Here is a 19,358-nt window from a genome sequence, read left to right on the forward strand (position 1 = left end):
TCAAGCCGCCTTTCTGTCGGTGTAGCGGGCGACGCCTGCAAGGCGCTTGCGGGCAAGATCGCAATAGGCCCCGTCCAGTTCGATTCCGACATAGCGGCGGCCTGCCAAGGCTGCGGCGACGGCGGTGCTGCCCGAACCCGCGAAGGCGTCCAGCACGATGTCACCCGGCTTTGAGAAGGCCCGGACAAGCGGTGAAAGGATGCCAACCGCCTTTTCGGTCGGGTGCGCCCGATTCCCCGAGTATTCCCACGGCTGAACGTCGGCAAAGGGCTTTGCGGGCCGTGCAGGGCTGCCCTTGGCCAGCAAATAAGCCTGCTCGTGCCGGTATTCCAAAAGTCCGACCCGTGACGCATAGCCCTTCTGCCAGACGATATGCCCCACCGGGCGAAATCCTGCCTGCCGCCATGCGCTGAAAAACTCGTCAACGCGGCTCCACCCGTAGAAACAGACGCAAACGCTGTTGGGCTTTAAGACCCGGTACAGGTCCGAAAACGCCCCAAGAAATTCAGGGCTGCCGCCGTCGTTCTGGACGCTGCGCCCGCTCCTGTCGCGATAGTTCACGAGGTAGGGCGGATCGGTCACGACAAGATCAACGGTGCTGTCGGGAAGGGATTTCAGGACCTCCACACAGTCGCCTTGAACAATCTGGTTGGTTGGTAACATTGGCTTTCTCCTAGTCTGTTTTTGCGGTTGCGCATGCAACCGCACTAGGCCCGCGCCAATGAGCGGGGGGAGGCCGTCAAGACCGCAGACAGCGGAGGGGGATCACCCGCCCTGCACAAATGAAATGCGGAAGGGCGGGGAAACCGCTGGCTGCGCCCGTAGCGCAGCGGAGGGCTTGGTCTTGACGGAGGAAGGGGCCGCAGGCCCCTGAACAAACGAAGGCTCACGGGCCGACAGGTCCGTTCCTTCGGGTGGCTTAAGCCGCCCACTGCGCGAGGGATCGTTACCGAATGGCGGAGATGACTCATGCAGCTTCGTGAGCGCAGCGAGTAGAGCTCGGTCGGCCATGCCGGACGCGCTGCAAAAGTCTATAATGCTGCCATGAACGATGATTCACCACTGACACCCGGCTATCGCCTGAACTCAGCGACTGTCCTGCGCGATCTGCACCGGCTGCTATCGGCATTCCTGGCCTATTCGCCGATCCTCGCCATCGCGGAAGGCGAGAACGATCCCCTGCGCGAGCTGCAGGAGCGATTCACCGAGGACGAGATCGTGCATCAACTCGTCAGCACGGCCATTATGAACCGCCTGCACATGGAGCATATGCGCAAGCTTCGGGAGAACCCGGACGAGCTGAGTTTCAAGCCTGTCGAGGCCGTATGCGGCGAGCTCTACCCAGAGGCCGACAAGGATGAGAAAGTTCCGCTCGAATTTCGTGAAACCTGCAACAAGATCATCCACGCGGAAAGTGTCGAAATCTTCGACCCCGATAAGCCGGTGCTGCGGCTGCACGGGCGGCTTGGCAAAAAGGAGTGGATTGCGTTCGTCGAGGTGATCGACTACGTGCGCGCCTCGGTAACGAACTTTGAGGATGCTCTATGGGAGGCTGAAAGGTCTCAGCCTGAGTGAGTTCAGATTGAATAGTAGCGATAGTGATGCCGTCCACGGTGTTTTACCTTGGACACCGATATTCCGCCCATCAGCGGCATGCCAAAAATATCGACGCCATCCTGACGCTGGCCCTGTCGGCCGTGGCGGTACAAGTCGGTCGAGTTCCATCTCAGCTTGGCCGCCGAAAGCGCACTCTCTTCGAACTCGTCCCATGAGCCGGGCGGCGGCAGGACCAATCCTGTGAGCGTCGGCATCAGGCTAGCGCCCATACTGCGAGCGCAAGCCCCACGATGCTTGCAAGACCAGCCACCACCTGGAAAGTCTTGTTCTCGGCCATCCAGATCAGTGCAGTCCGCACCCTGCCGCCGTGCATCTCCCACCAAGTGGTGTTGGTCTTCAGATTGCGGTCATGCGCGCGGCCCGCGATGTTGGCGATAACATCGACCTTCCGCAACGTTGATTGGTGAAGGGCGGCGAAGTTGCGCTCTTCGAATGCTTTCGCCTCCTCGGCCCCATTCAGGAAATCACGCGGCGCGATGTGGTTCTTGGCGAGAAGCTTCTCCATGCGGGGATGATCGATATAGCCGACGCCATAGATGTCGATCAGCAGTCGGGACAGGTCGTACTTCTTGTCGTCCTCAACGACGTAGGCAGGCTCTTCGCCCAGCACACGGAACCGGTGCTCGATGGCCTGGAAACCATAATTCACGTCCCTCATGTTCCAGTGCAGGTATTTCATTCCCCGGTGGCTGCCGAGATGACCGAAGAAGGCCGCGAGCATCTCCTTCTCAAGATCGTCGTAATGCTGCTCGATTTGGTTGAACGGAATTTGCCGCCGCTCGGCAACCTGATGGATCGAGAACGAGACCGTCTGCGCGGAATCGAGTTTGCGCAGCGCTACTGACGTGATCCGTGGAGAACGCCCTTCCACCCGGTCGTAGAAGCTTTCGCAGGAATAATGGATGACCCAGACATTCGCGGCATCGGCGAACAGTCTGTCGAGCGTGGTTAGGGCGACCCTTTGCCTTGCCGGGTTCGGCGCTGTCATGACCGGTCCCGCTTTGAGAGAAACGTGCAGACAGCGCAGGCTACGCTGACGACAAGTTCGGCCTCTTCCGAGGAAACTGCCTGTCCCTCGCGGACATGGCGCGCGCGCTCTGACGCGTAGCCCCAAAGCTTCTCGACCGCCGTATCCAGGGGCGGCGTGAGCGCCAGGCGCGGCACGAGACGCCCCAGCGTGAGGTTCGGCTCCCCCGTCACATCGCGGGCGGTGCATTCGAGCGCGGCGATGGAATGTTGGACCGCGCCGGTTATGTCCGGCTTCGGCCGCCGCGAGATATCGGCAAGCGCTTCGTGGACTTCGTTCGCCGCTGCGCTGCGCCCGGTCTGCGCGAGGACGGCGGCGGCCTCGCGGGTCGCTTCGGCAAAGGCTTCCGAGCCTCGGTAGACGATCCGGCCACCTGTCATCTGCCAGCCGATCCCATTCTCACGGAAATAGCTGTTCAGCCGATCCTGAAAGAGGTCAGCTCCATCGGAGTATCGCGCGGCTAAGGCGGCATGTATCGCCTCTGCAACGTCGTACACCTTGAACCAGGGGCAGTCCCCGATGAGCCCGTTAACCTCATCCCAGATGTTCGGGTAGTCAGACCAGTTTGACGGGTCGGCCCGGACCAGCAGGACCCCGCAGATTACCCGGCGCATCGTGTCGGGACTCATCCCAGCATCCTGTGCGATCAGCGGAATGGCGAAGCGCAGCCCCTCCGGCGCTTCCTCGCGGACGGCGATCTCCTGCTCAGTTCCGCGATATCCGTGTCGATCTGAAAAACGTCCCTGCATGCCTTGTCCCGCGTCGTCAGATGAAGAGGCGATAATCATAGGAGGAAGCACCGAACCGCTGGAGCAGCGAACCGATGCGGGCGATTTCGCCGGACGATTGAAGGGTCGCCGGGAACTTGGTGTAGAGGTCGAACGTGTTCCAGTTCATTTTGGAAAGGCCGAGTATCTCCGCCGCTAGCTGGTCGAGCGGCGTCGCCCCGGCATGCCGCCGCAGCGTGAGCGGCGCGGGAATCCGCCTCTTGCCTTGAAAATACTTCAAGCTCGGATTGACGGCAGCGGTCGCGCCGTGGACCCACAGCAATGCCGTGAAGTCGTCGAGCTTCATAACAGTGCCGCGTCGCACCGGGTAATTGTCCTCGTCGATGGTTCCATCACGGCGCGGCATCGACGCGACGTATCGCTGGGCGTGATCTTCGACAATTTCCAGCATGTCGATAGCGGAGACGCCGCCGAGCCCGTCGAGCAGCCCTTCACGCTCGTCCTTCAGAAACGGCGTGCGCTTGTGTAGCACGACGTGTCGGGGAAGCTTCATGCGGGCATCGAAGAAGAGCTGCCGAATCGTCTCTCCGGTGCGGCGCGCGTCGTCCCGTGACATGAAGGGGTTCTTGCCCCGCATGATCGGGTTCTCGACCTTGCTTAGCCGGTATTGCAGGCCCTCGCCCCGCGCGCTGTAGATGTGGCTGCAACCTAGGACAACGTGGTTGCCCTTTACGGCGTTGCGGTCGATGCTGAAGCCGAGCCCAACATAGGCCGTGTCTTCGTCAAGGCCACTCAAGACCCACGGGGTGCGCATCCCCTTGACATAGAGAGCAAGCGAGAGCCACCACCACACCCGGCACTGCTGGGTATCTGAGAGCGTATCTTCGGTCAGGAACTGCGTCGCAACCCCCCGTTGGACAGCGTAGGCCTTCACGAAATCATGCACGTCGAAGCGCTCGTGCTCGTTCCGGTAGCCACGTAGATGATCCCAGCGGCGCGGGAAGAAAACGAGCACGACATGCGGCGCATAGGAGGAGCGCAGCGCCTCGATGGAACCGGTGATCTGCTGCGCGACGGACAGCGCTCCCGTATGCCCGCCGGTGCCGGACGGCTCGGCGCAGTAAGCCCAGCCAGGCGCGCCGGGCTCGGGAATCTCGATGGGCAGGCCATAGGCCTGCTGGAACCCCGGAAAGTCGACGAGGTAATCCCGCTCTGAATCGGCGGGACGCTGCCCCTGGTTGGCCTTCTGAAGGTAGCCGCGCACCTGCGGGGCTTCGGAGCGCGGGCAGATGACGCCGATGCGTAGCGACGGCGCAAGCCCCTTGAGTGTGAGCGGGTAATCGAAAGGACGGCTCGCCGCGAGGCCGCGCACGGGATGCGTGTCGGTATTCGTCCCTGTTCCCCGCTTATCGCAGAACAGAAGCGTCGGCTCCGCCAGCTGAAGCCCATTGTACTTAATGAGGGGACGCAGATTCTGCGTAATTTTGGCTGACGGACCGCCGTGCGGCAGGCCGATCTGCGCGAAAACCGGCGAGCGGCGGGCGCGAAACATAAAGCTCGATCCAGAGTTAGTCGGGAACTCGAAAAGGGACGGCTTGTCTTTCGGGAAAAGTAGACCGCGCCATTTATTCATGGCAGTGTTGAATGGTTTGTTGTGTTGGTAGCCGAGAATGCCAAGCTTCACCGGTCCGGCAACCTCGTAGGGCACTTCCGCTCCGTTCTGGTCCAGCACTCTTATTGACGGCCTGAGGACGACGTACTGCGTACCGCCGACGCGGCGCAGGAACACGATGACGGATTCATGCGCATGACATTGCAAATTGTCCTGCCGCACCTTCTTGAGCGGGGCTTTCAGCCAAAGCTCGGACTGGCCGTCCGTTTCAACCCCGGCGGCATGCGCCATAGAGCGCACGAGAGCTTCGCGCATCAGGCCGACAATAGCGCCGTCCTCGTAGCGCAGCTCGTCGGGACTGATCGGAGTTCTCTCTACCGGTCCCTTGATGTTCTCGCCAAAGCAATCCTTGATATCGTCCACCGTGCCGAACGCGAGGATCTTCCCCTTGAAGGGCACGGCGACGACCGGGCGCGCGCCGGTCTGCTCCCGTACCCAGGTCCAGACTTTCTCTGGCGGCCAAGCTTTGAGGTTGAACGAAAGCACCTCCGCCGGGCAGTCGATCTCAAAGGCGTTACTCTTGATAAGGGTGTTCGCGCGATGCTCCGCCACCTGAAAGGGCTGGCGCGCGAGAAGATCGTCGGGGGCAAGCGCGGCAACATCCTTGCGTGCGGCCTCGCGCCGCTCGGACTCAAGACAATGCAGCGCAAGCCGGGTCATCAAATCATCGAAGCCAAGCGCGGGAACATAGAAGGCCTGCCTGCCGCGCGCTCTCGCGTGAGCGATCAGGCGGGCCACCGGCTCGGGAACATCGCCGTCGCCGTAGCCGCACCAGTACAGCGCGCCCGTGCCCTGCTCTGCGTAGGCGGCCTGAAGTGCCTCCATGATGGAATGGTCGCGCCCGCTATAGCCGCAGACGATCAGCGTCCGCTGGCGCAGCTCGTCGATCAGCGCGGCTCGCAGGGCCTCTTCCTGGCGCTGGAGTTCCTCGGTCGTGTTCTTGAGGTCGTCGTAACGGTAATCGCCATGAAGCGAGACGCACAGCAACTCGCCGGTGTTCGCCGGACGGGCAACGCGGTCCTGCGTGTCGATCCCGACCTCGAACGGCGTAAGACTGAAATTGGCGGCGGCGCGCGCGGGCAGCCCGTCGAAATTGGTTGACCAGACCGAGCAGATCAGGTCGACCTTGGCGAGATGGCAAAGTAGCCGGTAGCCGATATGCGGCTGCGCCCCACGCACCTTCTCCTGAAAGAAGGCGCGGCGGTCGTCGGCGATGGGAAAGCAGGCGCGGATATAGAAGCCGTACTCGTCGTCCGCGCCTTCCTGCGGATAGGTGCTCTGCGCGTCCAGCCACTGCTGGACGCGGCGCTGCACGCTGGGCAGCGACAGCTCCGCGAATTGCTCTTCAAGGCCGGGATTATTGGTGACGAAGAGGTCTCGTTTCCACTCCCAGATACAGGACTGCGCGGAAGGGATACCAGAGCTGACCGATGCGCCCGCCCCCAGAAAGAGCGCATGCGGTGCCGCCCGCCTGACGCCGATGGAGCGGACGAAAGCGTCGAGTGAAAGAGAAACGTCCTCTTTCTCGCGCGGGGCTGCTTTAAGCGGTGCGGCCGTCATGATCTGCCCGCACCTGCACGTCGTTTCTCGGGAGCGGCATGGACGCCGGTCGAAACGCCGGAGCCAAATCGTGCGGCAACTTGCCTGAACAGCGCCTCCGCCGGGGCGAGCACGGCCTCCGGCAGCTTGGTACCCTTCTCCGCCCACTCCGAAACCAGATAGATGGCAACCGAGGCCTTCCAGCCGTCCGGCAGATCATGGCCGAGCCGCTTGGCAGCGGCCTTGATCGCACTCGGCAGACTGCCCGCCTTGCGGTCCGCCTCGGTCAGTTTGATCGCCTTGCCGATCACAGCTTTGACGGCGGGGAGGAGGATTTCTTCGCCGATTATATCCTCGACTTCGACTTCCTCACCCGCGCGGCCGAGCACCTCGTCCAGCATCAGGACAGCGCTGTCATGCCCTGCGTAAAGCTCCTTCATCAGCGCATCGCGGCGGACGCGCCCCGCGTCGTCGCCGTCGAGCAGCACGAGCGGGCGCACCTCCTGTGCGAGGAAAAGAGAGGCGAACTGGCCGACAAGCTTCGTGCCGCCGCAGGCGGTCACATACACGTCGGCAGGAAGGGAAGCGCGTTTCGATGCCGCGCATTGCTGCGAGAGAGCGTGAAGATAGTAGTAATCGCTCATGCCCTCGACGAGGACGTTCCGGCGGTGCTGGAACAGGCCACGCACCATCGCGTAACCGGCGGCGGCTTGCAGCGGGAAGATTGTCTCGCGGTCCTTTGGCCAGGTCTCGACGCTGATACGCGAATGACCCGTTTCGTCCTCCGTCACCGGGCGAACGCGGTGCAGATGCTCGCCGTCGATCAGGAACGGCGAATGCGTCGAATAGAGAACCTGGTTCTTCTCGGAGAGGGTATCGAAGAACGCGATCAGCTCCTGCTGCGCGGTCGGGTGCAGGTGCATGCCCGGCTCATCAAGAAGCAGGATCGCATCCTTGTGCCCTTCCTCGGACTCGACAAGGAACACGAGGTAGAACGAGAAGAACCACTGGAAGCCTTTGCTGCGGGCCTCGAGCTCGATCTCAACATCCGGCCTCCGGTCATCGGCGATCCAGACGCGGAAGTAATCGCCGTCGGCGTGGTAGCGGATTTTGTGCCTGCGCTGCGACCACCACGCGGAGAACCGTCTGCTGATGTCGAGCGAAGCGGAATTGAGCCGGATCGCCCGCTCTTCCTTCCGCCGCTGGTCGTTCGCGATCATCTCGGGCGTCGGTTGCTGCCCACTGCGGCGATGGTTCTGCGCCTCTTCGTTGCCAAGTTCGGTGATTTCCTTCGGATCAAGCCCGACATGCCGGAACATCGCATCGATGGTACGCACTCGCGCGTCGGTCGGAGTGCGTTTCTGGTCTTCAAGGAAGCGTGGAAGCCAGATGGCGCTATCCAGAATGCCGTAATTCTCGAAGTAGATGAGTACCGGAAGCCGGGCCTCGATCAGTGCGTTCACGCGGTCAATGACTGGACCGGCCTTCGCCACGTCCAGCACCGGGGCGAGCGCTTCCTGTAGCGCTTCGACCATATCGGCGGTCTGCGGGTTGCTCTTGCTCTCGGCCTCGCTCCCCAGCGTGCCGATCAGCTTCGCGCCCTCCGCATCGCAAAGGTCTGCAATGCCCTTGAGCTTGTCCTGCCAGCCGGTTGCCCACGCCGCGAGCGCAGTACGCTGGGCTGTGGTCGCCTCCTCCTGTTCGAGCGCGGGGGCCGCAAGGCGGCGGGCGGCGCTTGAGAACGCGGTTAGTGCCTTGACAACAGGTTCCGGCGAAAGAGGCTGGTCCTGTAGCGCCGGTTCGTAGGCGAAGGAGAGCGAACCGTCGTAATAGCGGGTCAGGATGGCTTCGAAAGGGGGCTCCTGGCCCTTGCCGAGTATCCCGGCGATCTCCGTCTTCGCATCGTTGGGAATGGCGAACGCCACCGAACACACCGGCCACTCGCCCCCTTTCGAGCCTCCAGCTACATAGTCGAGGGTGTAGCGGTCGCGCGGGAACTCCCGCTGCGGATCGTAGGGCTCCGGCGTCGCCGGGTTGAACTTGTGAAACGCCTTCAAAAGGGTCGTCTTGCCCGACTCGTTTCGCCCCACGAAGTTCGTCACACGTTCCAGCGGAATCCAGCCGCTGTCGTCGATGTTTCTGAAGTTCTGGACGCGGAAGCGAGCGGCCTTAAGCATCAATTTCCCCCAAATATTTCCCTATTTCCCATATCTACGTCAGCGGCGCTTCGTTATTACTTCGGAAGGCGACAGGCTCGGCTGCTTGTCAACGGTATGCTCGGCGACATACCTGCGCATGAACTCCCGGAGCACCTGAGCGGCTGGCCGGTCTTGTAGCTGGCACGCCTCCAGGAACTTGTCTCGGAGCTCGCGCTCAACGCGAATCCGTAGTCCCACATCCTTGGTTTTCATGCGGGGAGTGTAGCCAACGGAGACACGGATGTGCATCCATTTTTTGATTTTGTCCACGACGGAAGCGGATCTAGTGCTGATGCGCTGGCGGGCTTCAATCCGCGCAGGCTGTTCAATGGGAGGTCCAGTGAGGGGAGCGAAGTCGCCCCTCCTGGTCAGGGTTCCAAGGGGCTCGAAGGCTCATGGGTCGATGGGATGGGTCCAGGACAAGGGGAGCGCGAAAGCGCCCTTCCCTGGTCTCGATGAAGTCGTCTCCATGAAGCGGTCATGGGGGTATCGGTGGGCAGCAGGAACGCTCCCCTGATTGCCGGTCAAGCGGGCAGTCGGTTGTGCATGGTCCGGTGCAGGTGGAGAGGCATATCTCCTGGCCCTGCGAGTGCGGTTCGGGGGCGGCGATACGCCCATGACCGGGTCCAGCGCCGACGCGCTGGCGGCATCCAATCGGCGCACGGTTGGTCAGGATTGCACAAGGGCAGGAACGCCCTTTGCTCGTGGGTTCAGGGGTGCGAAAGCTCCTGACGGCATCCAATCCGCGCAGGGTTGGTCAGGGGTCCAGGGGGCTCGAAGGCTCCCCGGTCGATGGGATGGGTCCAGGGCAAGGGCGGCGCGAAAGCTCCCTTCCTGGTCTCCATGAAATGGTCAGGGGCCTTGGGGTAGGAGCGCCCCAAGTCGATGGGTGCAGGGAGAGTGAAATCTCCCTGCGAGGGATCAACCGGCGATACGGTTGAATGGCTCTGGAACGGGGTCGATCCCCTGGAAGAGCCAGGGCCGGGGGGATGCAACGGGGGCGCGCAGCGGGCCCCCTTGCCAAGATGGTGTTGTAGTACAACACACATCTTGCGTGCGTGAGGGAGCGTCAGTGGATGGTTGAGACACTCTTTCGAGGCTCGGTGGGAGTGTCAGGAATCTTGTGCGCGGGGCCGGGTTTTCATCATGCCCTGACGAAGCGCTCGCCGAACATGATTGGGGAGTGTCCGCCGCAAAACGCACTTCAACATGCCCATGGGACGCAATTCCTCGCGATACGGTTAAAGACTGCGTAGACGGATTATCAAATCCCTGCTTGGATAATCTATTCGTCAAACGCCAGCTTTGTAGCTAGAGCAAGCATCGTGCCAGAATGTAGCTCCATGGGGACGCGTGTTCAATGCTTCCGCCGCCTTTAACTCGCTTACGACGCCACCCTGGATGGAAAACCGTGGTCGGTGCTTTCACAGCAGGAAGCGCCATAAGCAGCTACATCGAACACTTAAATTCGGCAAAAGACGCGTACACTGCGATAACCACTATTGGCGATACCTATCGATCTATATCGCATGCTATTATTCATATACTATCTTTTATATCTTTTATAGTAGGAATATATCGGTCTATCGTATATCCAGTATTCGGATTACTATATATCCACATCGATCCGATATTTATTGATGCTTTTATGGTCGTTTTGTCGTCTTTATTTATAGGGAGACTATACGGCACACTGTTCCCGACGCCGTATGACGCAGAATTACGACTTTTACGGGATGTCTCGATGGTGGCCGCTAAACGAAAATTAATGATCTCAAAATTTCCTACTCGTCTTCTTCCGCAGATAGATAAGTTTTATGCACTTAGTGGTTGGCGTCTGAACGCCACAATATTAATTAGATATACACACTTTATGATTTGGAGACACAATAACAAGCAGCTGAAAAAATTATCAACTGTGGACCTTTTCAAAATTGCGCCAGATGGTATCATAATATATCTTGGACTTATGATGACATCGATCTCATCTATTGGCCACGTGTTTGGTAACAACCTATATCCGCTACGAGTAAAGCAGCTTTCTGGGCATGATATGGTTATATGTTCTTTGTCATCTGTTTTATTGCTGCTTACGATATTTGAGTTTGACATAATTTATTCGAATTTCCGATTCGCATGACAGGAATTAGCACAATGGACAAAACAAATCAGATACTTTCTAATATATATGTCATTTTGACTGTAATTTGCTTTGCGCAAATCGCAGCATTAATTATACGCTTCGTTGGATTTATGCTCAAAAATAAAGTAAACATAGTAAGCAAAGCTCAAGACGACTTTAACAATTTACTTAGTGATTTGTTCAGGCGAGACGAGCTTGAAGATATTAAAAACATAGCAAATGAAAAAATCAAAACTGAAAAAAATAATATAACGGCGCTGTTGTGGCTGATGCGCGTCGCTCATAAAGAGGGCAAACGGAGACAGGCCGCACTTTACGCTGAAGATATTATAAATATAGACCCTTCATATTCTGATTATGCCAAAAATTTTATGGATATAAAATAGTTTGACAACGCCATGCGCGCTTATATATAGTGAGATATGTCATTAAAACTAGCTTTTAATATCGCCTGCGCTGGATTGAATGCTGCCGGAATAGTCCTCGGTGTTTCTTCCGCAAATCCGGTTCTGGCGTCATTGTGCTCGTTTGGATTTGTTGCTAATAGCAGCCAAGTTATCGATGAGCTAAGAATGTCTTAAAGGTTTATACTTGGAAAATAGTGCGATGCGGGATGTGGGAGATCCGGCCGACGTCATGCGTCGCTTGGGCACCGCCGCCAACTCGATGGTTTTGACCTCACTATCGCGCATAAATGAAACCCTCTTACGCAGCCGGCTCGGCCCGCGCAACCTGCTGAAAAAAAGAGCTGAATTGTGCACGTAGGGCGTGCAACAAACGGCCCTTTCAGCGGGGGCCTCGGTAGTGCTCGGTCGGGATAGGACGAGCCGTCCCTATGGATGTGTCATCGCCCTTGCGGGCGCAGCCACGCGTTGCGTTGCCTTGCCGCGATTGCACGGGGCCGACGCCCTGACGCTCTTTGACGCCTATCACGCCGTTCGCACGGGGCCGTGTCACTCCGCGCTCTGGAGTGTTTCCGGGTCAGTCAAAATGTGGGTCAAAACACACCTCCATCCTTGGCTGACCAGCCTTCAGATAGGACGTCGCCGGCGGAGCGGCGCTAGCCGGCCGGCGGGGTCCTATCCGGCCGTCGCAGCGACCTTGTCAGCGTCCACGGCGCGACGCCGAGCTGGCGGGCGATGCGCGTCGTAGCGGCGCTGTCGCAGGAAAGAATCTGGCGGGCGTGGTCGAGCTGGGCCTTGCTGAGCTTGGGCGGCCGGCCGAGGCGGATGCCGCGCCGGCGGGCGGCGGCGAGGCCTTCGCGGGTGCGCTGCGCCAGCATGCGGCGCTCGAACTCGGCGAAGGCGCTCATGATGGTGTAGACCAGCATGCCGGAGGGGGTCGCGGTGTCGACCTGGAGGTTGACGATCTCGAAGTCGATCCCCTTCTGGCGGAAGCGCTCGGCCTGGGTGACGGCGTCGACGACCGAGCGGAAGGCGCGGTCGAGGTCCCAGACGACCAAAGCGTCGCCAGGCTCGAGGCGGGCGAGCACGGCCTCATAGATCGGCCGGCGCGGGCTGACGGCGGAGAGGGTTTCGAGATGGAGCTCATCGCAGCGGCTCCGCAGGCCCTCGATCTGCCGGTCCGGACGCTGCTCCTGCGTCGACACGCGTAAATAGCCGACCTTTTTCATGCTCAATCAGTCTGTTGGCTCTGCCATACGATAGCAGGCGCTCACAATGGACCCTTTTCGCGACTCCGATTTTAGCCTCTCGCGCCGTGGCGGCGGGAAAAGCCAAATCGCACAAATTCAATCAGATGCACTATAATCATAGCATAGTTGGCGCGATTACGACAAATTAAACGTAATCGGTCCTTTATGAGCTTCACAAGCCAGAACAAATACGCGGCCTGTCTGTCCAGTGCGTTGGCTATTCTTTCCGTTATGACCTCATCTGCGGGCGCGACCGATGTCACGGCGAACGCCGTGATGGAAAAAATGCCCGCCGATGAACGCGCCCCTTACATCGCCGGGGTGGTCGAGGGCGTCGCCTTCGGGCGTTATCTGGCGGGCGGCAAGAAGGTCGAAATTCTCGACTGCATCTACGACTGGTTCACCGGCAAGCCGAACGCCTACGATACGATTTACGTAGCGTTCGGGCGGTATTCCTGCCTCGCCATCAACGGCCAGGGGCTGGTTGGAAGCTTCTGCGCCCTTATCGCCTGGTGGGCGTGGCCCGTGAGCGCCGACTGGGCCGTAATGGCCTTCCCCAGCGTGCTGTTCGGGATCGTGGCCCTGATCGCCTTCTGGAACATGTTCCGGGCGATGCTCGCGATCTACGAGCGCGAGCGCGCCGCTGCGGAATTCGAGGCCCTGGGGCCTGCTCCCAAATCCGCGCGCCTCGCGTCCGACGACCTTCTCGATCGCCTGAATATGTTCGATGAGGAGATGTTCGATGACAGATAAGTCTTGCCGCCGCATCCTCGGCCTGACGCTCGACGGCAGGCCGCTCTTCGAGCCGCAGGCCAACGCCTCGTCCATCGTCTATGCCGCCATGGGCGGCGGCAAAACGACCTGCGTCGCTGTGCCGACCCTCATGAGCCTGATCGCCGACCGCGATCAGGCCGTCGTCATCAACGATGTGAAGGACGGCGAGATCGCGGTGCAGATCGCCGGCATGTGCCGCAAGTACGGGCGCAAATTCGCGATCCTGGACGATTTCAACGTCCTCGGCGCAAATAACCCGCACAAGATTTCCCTGAACGCCCTCGGCGCGGCACAGGCGGGCGCGGAGGCCGCGAGCGTCGACCTGCCTTTCACCGTCGAAGCCGGGATGCTCGCCCTGATCGAGGAGCCGTCGAACGATCAGCGCAACTTCTACTGGCGGGAGTCGCCGCGAAGCTTTCTCGAAGCCGCGCACAATATGCTGCTCAGCCATACGCCGCGTCTGGCCACTCCAGGCGGTCTCGCGGCGTTCCTGTCGGACCCGGTCTTATTCACGAAGGCGCTCGAAGCGGAAACGAAGGCGGCGTCTTCGCCGCACCGGCATGCGGCGGCGCAAATTCTCGATATGAAGGCCTGTAACCCGGAGCATTACACGCAGCATCTTCGCGCGGCGCTGTCCGCTGTCAAAATCTTCGCGGTTCCGCCGCTGAGCGACGCCGGCCGCATGACGGACATGACCCACGCCCGGCTTCTGCGGGAGAAATATGTCGTCTGTCTCGTCAATCCGGTCCGACATGCGGATCGGCTCGGCCCGTACTTCGCGCTGCACCTTCTCTCGTTCATGCACGCGCAGCTCGCCGGCGCGACGGGCCGCACCTGCATGATCCTCGACGAATATTGCAACGCGCCACTGAAGGAAGTCATCAACCGCATCACGGTCTTCCGCGCCTACGGCCTCAAATGCCTGTTCATCGCACAGTCGCGCATGGACAGCGTGCGGAAATACGGCGAGCGCGAGACCGCGATCTTGGAAGAAAACTGCACCGTGAAACAGTGGCTCAAATTCTCGAACTTCGAGGAGGCCGAGCGCGTCAGCCGCGCCATGGGCGAGGCCGTCCACGTGTCGAAAAGCATGAGTTTCAGTTCCGACCGGCTCGACTTTTCGGAAACGATGAATCTCACCAAGGAACGGCTGATGACCGCCGCCGAGCTGATGAGTCTGCCCGATGACGAGCAGATCATCCATATCGCCGGCGTCGGCTTCATCCGCGCGAAGAAAGTCCGGCAGAACGAGATCGCGCCCTATTGCTTCGACCTGGCGGACAATCCCCTCGAAGGGGGCCGATTGCCGCCCAATCCTAAAGTGCGGCTCGCGACGCCGGAGAAGGACCGCACAGATCGCCGGAAAACACGGGAGACAGGTCGATGAGGTCCGTGCCCTTTCTACGTCCCACCTACCTCCTCTGGACCGTTGCGCCCGCCGGCGTCCTCACGATCTGGATGACGATCGGCGCGCCGCATTTTATCTGGTCCTATTCCTGGCGGGAGACCAACGCGCGGCACGACTTCAGCAGCCGCTATTACGTCCGTTGCACCTATGTCGGCATGGGCGGCAACATCACGGAATATCCGAACGACGGAAGATGCGGCTGGATACGGTTTGGCAGGTGATACGATGTCAACTCGCCCACAGCCAGCGCGGGGGCAGTTTCCAGTTGGCGACGAGCCAGCTCCGGATCATGGCCTTGACCACAACCAGCACATCCTCCGCATCCTGCCCGTCGCGAAGATAAGAATCCCACAAGTCGCGGGACAGCGCCTCCGGCGCGACCTTGCCGAGCTCCCGCCACACTTCCTCATAAGTGAGCGGAGCAAGCCAATCCTCGACGTCCTCGGCATAGCGAAACTGCATCGTTCAAGCATGCCTGATCCGCCGTCGACTGCGCAAGCTTTTCAAATGTGGAGAAAGACTAATGACTGAGGCGATTAATGGAGAACTGCGGCAGGCGTTCGAGCTGCGCGCCATGCGGATCGAGCTCGATCAGTTCACCAATAAGGTTCACCTCGAACAGGCACGAGCCATCGTAAACCAAGCTGAAAAAGCGCGGGACACCGAATATGAAGATTTCCATAGAAATTATGACAAGCGCCTCGACGCCGCGCAACGTAAACTGATCGATGAGGCCGGCAGGAAAAATCTCGATCATACCCCGTCATGGGCGAGGCCGGATCGTTTCAATCGGCAGAACATTCGCCTTCGGGCCGAACACGCCGTTCGATGCGACTACGAGCGGAGAATGAATGCGATCGACAAGGCCGAACACCGGGACTTAAGCGCCCTCTACAGCCAGGCGAAGCAGGCCCGTGAAGCGAAAGGTCTGGCGCGCGATAGTTTCAAACTGGCGAATGAAGACCAGCGGGGACCGCACGGCCCCCATCGTTAGCGCCATGACGCCGTGTAGCGTCGACGCGTCGATGTTGGCGGCTTTACGAAAGCATACCTCTACAGCGTGCGAAAGTTTGCGAACCTACCACCAATGGATGTATACTAAAGAAAGGAGTACATTATGCTGCGTGATGGTAAGACTGGCGGAAACAAAGACGAAACCAGCGTCTTCGGGGATGACAGGCTTGCCGCGAGCTTCGATGCGTCGGCGCGGCCTATCGTTACGGTCGATGTCAGGAAATACCAGTCCTACCTCGACGAATCCGGCCTCAGCGAGGAAAAGAAAGCAGAATTTCTGCAAGCGCTGTGGTCGATCGTCGTGGCGTTCGTCGATCTCGGCTTCGGGGTCCACCCGCTGCAAGAAGTCTGTGGGCAGAATTCCGAACCTGCTTCTCAGGGGCCGAAAGAGGGCTTCGATCTGCTAGCATCAAAGGGATCAAACAACACTCAAATCATTGAAGAGTCCGGCCTGACGCATGGCCTGGAGGTCGAATGAATTCGCAAGAGAAACACGGCCAGGCGATCGGGAAAGCCGTCATATATTGCCGCGTGTCGAGCGCCAAGCAAACGGTGCGCGGCGATGGGCTTTCCTCGCAGGAGACCCGCTGCCGCGAGTTCGCCAAGTACAAGGGCTATGAAGTGGTCGACGTCTTCCGTGACGACACCTCTGGCAGCCTGACGTCCCGACCCGGCATGCAGGCCATGCTGTCCTTTCTCAAAGGGCGGCGGAAAGAGCCGCATGCCGTCATCATCGATGATATCAGCCGGCTCGCGCGGGGCCTGATGGCGCATTTCGAGCTGCGCGTGAAGATCGGCGACGCCGGCGGCGTCCTGGTCAGCCCGTCAATCGAGTTCGGCGAGGATTCCGACTCGCAGCTTATCGAAAACCTGCTGGCCTCGGTGTCTCAACACCATCGCCAGAAGAACGGCGAGCAGACCGTCAACCGGATGCGCGCGCGGATACAGAACGGCTATTGGGTCTTTCAGGCCCCTGTCGGCTATCGCTACGAGCGCGAGAGCGGGCACGGCAAACTGCTTGTCCGCGACGAACCGAACGCCTCGATCCTGGAAGAGGCCCTCGAAGGATACGCCTCCGGCCGCTTTGCGACGCAGGTCGAGGTCAAGCGCTTTCTGGAGCGCCAGCCGTCCTTTCCGAAGGATTTGCCCGACGGAGAAATTCGCAACCAGCGGATTTATGATTTTCTGACGCGGGTGGTCTACGCCGGCTATGTTGAAGCGCCCCATTGGGGCGTCGGCTTGCGCAGGGGCAAGCATGAGGGCCTTATCAGCTTCGAGACCTTCGAGAAGATACAAGCGCGCCTCAAAAGCACCGCCAAGGCTCCGGCGCGCAAGGACATCAATGCCGATTTTCCGCTGCGCGGATTCATCCTCTGCAATGACTGCGGCAAGCCGCTGACAGCCTGCTGGTCGCAAGGCAAGCACCGCAAATATCCATATTACCTGTGCCCGACCGAGGGTTGCGCGAGCTATCGCAAGTCGATCAAACGCGAAGAGCTTGAAGCTGCGTTCGAGGACGTCTTGCAGCAACTGCAGCCCTCCGAAAGCCTGTTCGGGTTGGTGAAGGCCATGTTCAAGGACGCCTGGGACATGCGCCTCGCCCAGGCCGCCCAGGCGGCGAAAGCGCTAAAGGCCGACATCGCGCAGATTGAAAAGGGCGTCGAAGCGCTGCTCGACCGCATCGTCGAATCTGGCAATGCGTCGGTCATCGCCGCCTACGAGAAGAGAATCAACAAGCTGGAACGGGACAAGGCGCTCGCCGAGGAAAGTCTGGCGTTAAGCGGCAAACCAAGGCTGAGGTTGGAGGAGTCGTTCGAACACGCCCTCCAGTTTCTCTCAAGCCCTTGGTTTATGTGGAAGAATTCCGACCTGACAGCCAAAAAGACAGTCCTCAGGCTGGCGTTCCTGGAGCCTCTGGCGTACTGCCGAAAAGAAGGACTTCGAACACCTAACTTCGCCTTCCCATTCAAGGCGTTACGTGAGTTTTGCAGTGGAAAATGCGAGATGGCGCGCCCGAAGAGATTCGAACTCCTGACCCCTAGATTCGTAGTCTAGTGCTCTATCCAGCTGAGCTACGGGCGCGCTGACGACGATGCGGCGTCGCGGACAAGATCCGCGCCGCTCGCCGGCGGACGCAGACTTAGCGGCTTGCGGTCTGGCTTGCAAGAGGCCTCCGCGCCTGTCTGACGATTTCTTGACGTCCTGACCGCTCCCCGGCTTCGCCCGGATGCGGGCGGCGCTGAATTCGCGCCGCGTCTCAACGCGTTACGCCAGTCTGACGGAGGCGTTCGCGCGCTGTGGACAGCCCGGCCGGGCCTTCGCCGCCAGGCGTCAGGGCTGAAGGCGTGGCCCAAAACGTCGCCGCCGCCCGGGCGGCGGCCTCAGCGGCTCGCCTGGGCCGCGACGGCCGGCGCCGGCTGCTTCCACAAGGGAAACCCGAGCGTGGCGTAGATCATGTCGCCGCGCACGCGGTTCAGGTTGGCGAATTCATGGTACCATTTTGCTGACAGGGTGAACTCCGCCCCCTGCTGCGCATAGCGATAGGCGAGCACCGGCCCCGCCGCCGCGACGCGCCCCTTGAAACCGCCATAGACCGCGCCGGCCCCTGCGTCCGGCGTGACCTGCTGCAGGGCGTAGCCGCCGACGCCGACATAAAGCCCCTGCGGCAGATGCTGGCCGATCGACCATTCGAAATGCAGCTCGGCGCCGCTCTGATAGTCGGTGCGCGAATTGGCGCCGTTGAGCAGGAGGCCGAGCGCCGCCGAGACTTCGAAGCCGGTCGTCGAGCCGAGAAAAGTGTAGGCGCCCTTGACGTCGAGCGCCGTCCGGTTGAGCCCCGTCTGCGCGAGCCGCGACGGATCGTAGTTCCCGGTCGGGAAGAAGCCGCTGACGGTCAGCTTGTAATGATTGTCCTGCGACCGCCAGGACAGGATTCCGGTCAGCTCCGAATCGGCGAAGCCCGAGACGCCCTGCTGCGCGGCGAAGAGCCTCGGCGCGCCGAGCCCGTCGACGCCCCAATAGGAGGTTCCCGTCGTCTCGGAGCCGATCGCGTTGGTGGTCGCGACGCCGATGCGCCCGCCGAGAAGCTCGATGTCCGAATACCAGGCGAAGATCGCGATATTGGCCGAGATGTCGTAGGACACGCGCGCCGGGGACGGATGGGCGGCGTGTTCGTAAAGATTTCCGGCGCCGTGATAAAGCAGGTAGGTCGTCCAGAAATAAAAGCCCGGCGCCGGCGCGACGGCGGCCGAGGGCGCGACGAGGCCGAGCTGGTACAGGCTCAGCCCATACTCGACGCCGCGCGCGCCGGTCGCGCCGAACAGCGGCGCGACGACGCAGATCGACGTTGCGAGCGAGCGGGCGAAGACGATGAGCGTCGGATGGCGGCGCTGCGGCATGAATGAGGAGGCCCGCGAAATCTGGAAAGCGGCCCAATCTAGGGCGGCCGGCGAGCCGTGAGGAGGAAATCAGCGCGTCTGACGACGAACGCCGAATGATTTTGAATAATTGTCGCAATTTGGCGACAATGGCGTTCGCCGCTTCGAAGCGGCCGAGGCTTTGCGGCGGCGCGCGGCGCCTCTAAA

17 protein-coding genes and 1 tRNA gene are annotated in these 19,358 nt (G+C 60.4%); 8 read left to right on the top strand and 10 right to left on the bottom strand.

The window, feature by feature from the left end:
* Positions 1–663, bottom strand: coding sequence for a DNA methyltransferase (locus tag ACILRB_RS00960; protein WP_395664427.1), 663 nt, complete (start codon positions 661–663; stop codon positions 1–3).
* A gap of 381 nt (positions 664–1,044) precedes the next feature.
* On the opposite strand from ACILRB_RS00960, the gene ACILRB_RS00965 reads away from it, so the two are divergent.
* Positions 1,045–1,575, top strand: a complete 531-nt coding sequence (locus ACILRB_RS00965; RefSeq protein ID WP_395664428.1) for a hypothetical protein — start codon at positions 1,045–1,047, stop codon at positions 1,573–1,575.
* 2 nt (positions 1,576–1,577) lie between these two features.
* On the opposite strand, the gene ACILRB_RS00970 is transcribed toward ACILRB_RS00965, so the two are convergent.
* The 5 genes from ACILRB_RS00970 to ACILRB_RS00990 are packed head-to-tail and all read right to left on the bottom strand — an operon-like array spanning position 1,578 to position 8,760.
* Entirely contained in the window at positions 1,578–1,811 is a 234-nt protein-coding gene (locus ACILRB_RS00970) for a hypothetical protein (protein ID WP_395664429.1), read from the bottom strand.
* Positions 1,811–2,605: a hypothetical protein gene (locus ACILRB_RS00975; protein ID WP_395664430.1), complete on the bottom strand. Its 795-nt coding sequence runs from the start codon at positions 2,603–2,605 to the stop codon at positions 1,811–1,813. The genes ACILRB_RS00970 and ACILRB_RS00975 overlap by 1 nt, the downstream gene beginning before the upstream one ends.
* Positions 2,602–3,393: an AbiJ-NTD4 domain-containing protein gene (locus ACILRB_RS00980; RefSeq protein ID WP_395664431.1), complete on the bottom strand. Its 792-nt coding sequence runs from the start codon at positions 3,391–3,393 to the stop codon at positions 2,602–2,604. Before ACILRB_RS00980 ends, ACILRB_RS00975 begins: the two co-directional genes overlap by 4 nt.
* 16 nt (positions 3,394–3,409) lie before the next feature.
* The gene (locus ACILRB_RS00985; RefSeq protein ID WP_395664432.1) at positions 3,410–6,604 is read right to left on the bottom strand and encodes an SIR2 family protein; all 3,195 of its coding nucleotides are present in this window, start codon (positions 6,602–6,604) and stop codon (positions 3,410–3,412) included.
* Entirely contained in the window at positions 6,601–8,760 is a 2,160-nt protein-coding gene (locus tag ACILRB_RS00990; RefSeq protein ID WP_395664433.1) for an AAA family ATPase, read from the bottom strand. The genes ACILRB_RS00985 and ACILRB_RS00990 overlap by 4 nt, the downstream gene beginning before the upstream one ends.
* Before the next feature lie 2,175 nt (positions 8,761–10,935).
* On the opposite strand from ACILRB_RS00990, the gene ACILRB_RS00995 reads away from it, so the two are divergent.
* Positions 10,936–11,310: a hypothetical protein gene (locus ACILRB_RS00995; protein WP_395664434.1), complete on the top strand. Its 375-nt coding sequence runs from the start codon at positions 10,936–10,938 to the stop codon at positions 11,308–11,310.
* A 674-nt stretch (positions 11,311–11,984) separates the two neighbouring features.
* Here the strand turns inward: ACILRB_RS00995 and ACILRB_RS01000 are convergent.
* Positions 11,985–12,557: a recombinase family protein gene (locus ACILRB_RS01000; RefSeq protein ID WP_395664435.1), complete on the bottom strand. Its 573-nt coding sequence runs from the start codon at positions 12,555–12,557 to the stop codon at positions 11,985–11,987.
* Between the two features lie 186 nt (positions 12,558–12,743).
* On the opposite strand from ACILRB_RS01000, the gene ACILRB_RS01005 reads away from it, so the two are divergent.
* From ACILRB_RS01005 to ACILRB_RS01015, 3 genes are read left to right on the top strand one after another with little or no spacing between them, the layout of a single operon-like run.
* A complete protein-coding gene (locus ACILRB_RS01005) occupies positions 12,744–13,331 on the top strand; it encodes a hypothetical protein (protein WP_395664436.1) in 588 nt (195 codons plus the stop codon).
* Positions 13,306–14,739 (top strand): type IV secretory system conjugative DNA transfer family protein, encoded by a 1,434-nt coding sequence (locus tag ACILRB_RS01010; RefSeq protein ID WP_395664437.1) that lies wholly within the window; start codon positions 13,306–13,308, stop codon positions 14,737–14,739. The genes ACILRB_RS01005 and ACILRB_RS01010 overlap by 26 nt, the downstream gene beginning before the upstream one ends.
* 5 nt (positions 14,740–14,744) lie before the next feature.
* Positions 14,745–14,981 carry a hypothetical protein gene (locus tag ACILRB_RS01015; RefSeq protein ID WP_395664438.1) on the top strand — a complete coding sequence of 79 codons (237 nt, stop codon included), beginning with the start codon at positions 14,745–14,747 and terminating at the stop codon, positions 14,979–14,981.
* Between the two features lie 7 nt (positions 14,982–14,988).
* Here ACILRB_RS01015 and ACILRB_RS01020 read toward each other — a convergent pair whose 3' ends face one another.
* Entirely contained in the window at positions 14,989–15,222 is a 234-nt protein-coding gene (locus tag ACILRB_RS01020; RefSeq protein WP_395664439.1) for a hypothetical protein, read from the bottom strand.
* 61 nt (positions 15,223–15,283) lie between these two features.
* Between ACILRB_RS01020 and ACILRB_RS01025 the strand changes: the two genes are divergently transcribed.
* The 3 genes from ACILRB_RS01025 (at position 15,284) to ACILRB_RS01035 (ending at position 17,829) form a co-directional block, all read left to right on the top strand.
* Positions 15,284–15,754: a hypothetical protein gene (locus ACILRB_RS01025; protein ID WP_395664440.1), complete on the top strand. Its 471-nt coding sequence runs from the start codon at positions 15,284–15,286 to the stop codon at positions 15,752–15,754.
* Between the two features lie 123 nt (positions 15,755–15,877).
* Entirely contained in the window at positions 15,878–16,252 is a 375-nt protein-coding gene (locus tag ACILRB_RS01030; protein WP_395664441.1) for a hypothetical protein, read from the top strand.
* Positions 16,249–17,829: a recombinase family protein gene (locus tag ACILRB_RS01035; protein ID WP_395664485.1), complete on the top strand. Its 1,581-nt coding sequence runs from the start codon at positions 16,249–16,251 to the stop codon at positions 17,827–17,829. Before ACILRB_RS01030 ends, ACILRB_RS01035 begins: the two co-directional genes overlap by 4 nt.
* Here ACILRB_RS01035 and ACILRB_RS01040 read toward each other — a convergent pair.
* Positions 17,780–17,856: transfer RNA gene (locus tag ACILRB_RS01040), tRNA-Arg, on the bottom strand. The two genes, ACILRB_RS01035 and ACILRB_RS01040, sit on opposite strands and share 50 nt — an antisense overlap.
* A gap of 299 nt (positions 17,857–18,155) precedes the next feature.
* Positions 18,156–19,172 carry a transporter gene (locus ACILRB_RS01045; protein WP_395664442.1) on the bottom strand — a complete coding sequence of 339 codons (1,017 nt, stop codon included), beginning with the start codon at positions 19,170–19,172 and terminating at the stop codon, positions 18,156–18,158.
* Between the last annotated feature and the right edge of the window lie 186 nt (positions 19,173–19,358).

It is taken from the genome of Methylocella sp. (assembly GCF_044226135.1).
In the GTDB taxonomy this organism is placed as follows: domain Bacteria; phylum Pseudomonadota; class Alphaproteobacteria; order Rhizobiales; family Beijerinckiaceae; genus Methylocapsa.

Excerpts from the sequence above, each read along its gene's own strand:
- ACILRB_RS01010 (WP_395664437.1), top strand. The coding sequence starts at position 13,306 with ATGAGGAGATGTTCGATGACAGATAAGTCTTGCCGCCGCATCCTCGGC.
- ACILRB_RS00990 (WP_395664433.1), bottom strand. The coding sequence starts at position 8,760 with ATGCTTAAGGCCGCTCGCTTCCGCGTCCAGAACTTCAGAAACATCGAC.
- ACILRB_RS00970 (WP_395664429.1), bottom strand. The coding sequence starts at position 1,811 with ATGCCGACGCTCACAGGATTGGTCCTGCCGCCGCCCGGCTCATGGGAC.
- ACILRB_RS01000 (WP_395664435.1), bottom strand. The coding sequence starts at position 12,557 with ATGAAAAAGGTCGGCTATTTACGCGTGTCGACGCAGGAGCAGCGTCCG.
- ACILRB_RS01020 (WP_395664439.1), bottom strand. The coding sequence starts at position 15,222 with ATGCAGTTTCGCTATGCCGAGGACGTCGAGGATTGGCTTGCTCCGCTC.
- ACILRB_RS01005 (WP_395664436.1), top strand. The coding sequence starts at position 12,744 with ATGAGCTTCACAAGCCAGAACAAATACGCGGCCTGTCTGTCCAGTGCG.
- ACILRB_RS00965 (WP_395664428.1), top strand. The coding sequence starts at position 1,045 with ATGAACGATGATTCACCACTGACACCCGGCTATCGCCTGAACTCAGCG.
- ACILRB_RS00985 (WP_395664432.1), bottom strand. The coding sequence starts at position 6,604 with ATGACGGCCGCACCGCTTAAAGCAGCCCCGCGCGAGAAAGAGGACGTT.
- ACILRB_RS01030 (WP_395664441.1), top strand. The coding sequence starts at position 15,878 with ATGCTGCGTGATGGTAAGACTGGCGGAAACAAAGACGAAACCAGCGTC.
- ACILRB_RS00980 (WP_395664431.1), bottom strand. The coding sequence starts at position 3,393 with ATGCAGGGACGTTTTTCAGATCGACACGGATATCGCGGAACTGAGCAG.
- ACILRB_RS01025 (WP_395664440.1), top strand. The coding sequence starts at position 15,284 with ATGACTGAGGCGATTAATGGAGAACTGCGGCAGGCGTTCGAGCTGCGC.
- ACILRB_RS00995 (WP_395664434.1), top strand. The coding sequence starts at position 10,936 with ATGGACAAAACAAATCAGATACTTTCTAATATATATGTCATTTTGACT.
- ACILRB_RS01045 (WP_395664442.1), bottom strand. The coding sequence starts at position 19,172 with ATGCCGCAGCGCCGCCATCCGACGCTCATCGTCTTCGCCCGCTCGCTC.
- ACILRB_RS01035 (WP_395664485.1), top strand. The coding sequence starts at position 16,249 with ATGAATTCGCAAGAGAAACACGGCCAGGCGATCGGGAAAGCCGTCATA.
- ACILRB_RS00960 (WP_395664427.1), bottom strand. The coding sequence starts at position 663 with ATGTTACCAACCAACCAGATTGTTCAAGGCGACTGTGTGGAGGTCCTG.
- ACILRB_RS00975 (WP_395664430.1), bottom strand. The coding sequence starts at position 2,605 with ATGACAGCGCCGAACCCGGCAAGGCAAAGGGTCGCCCTAACCACGCTC.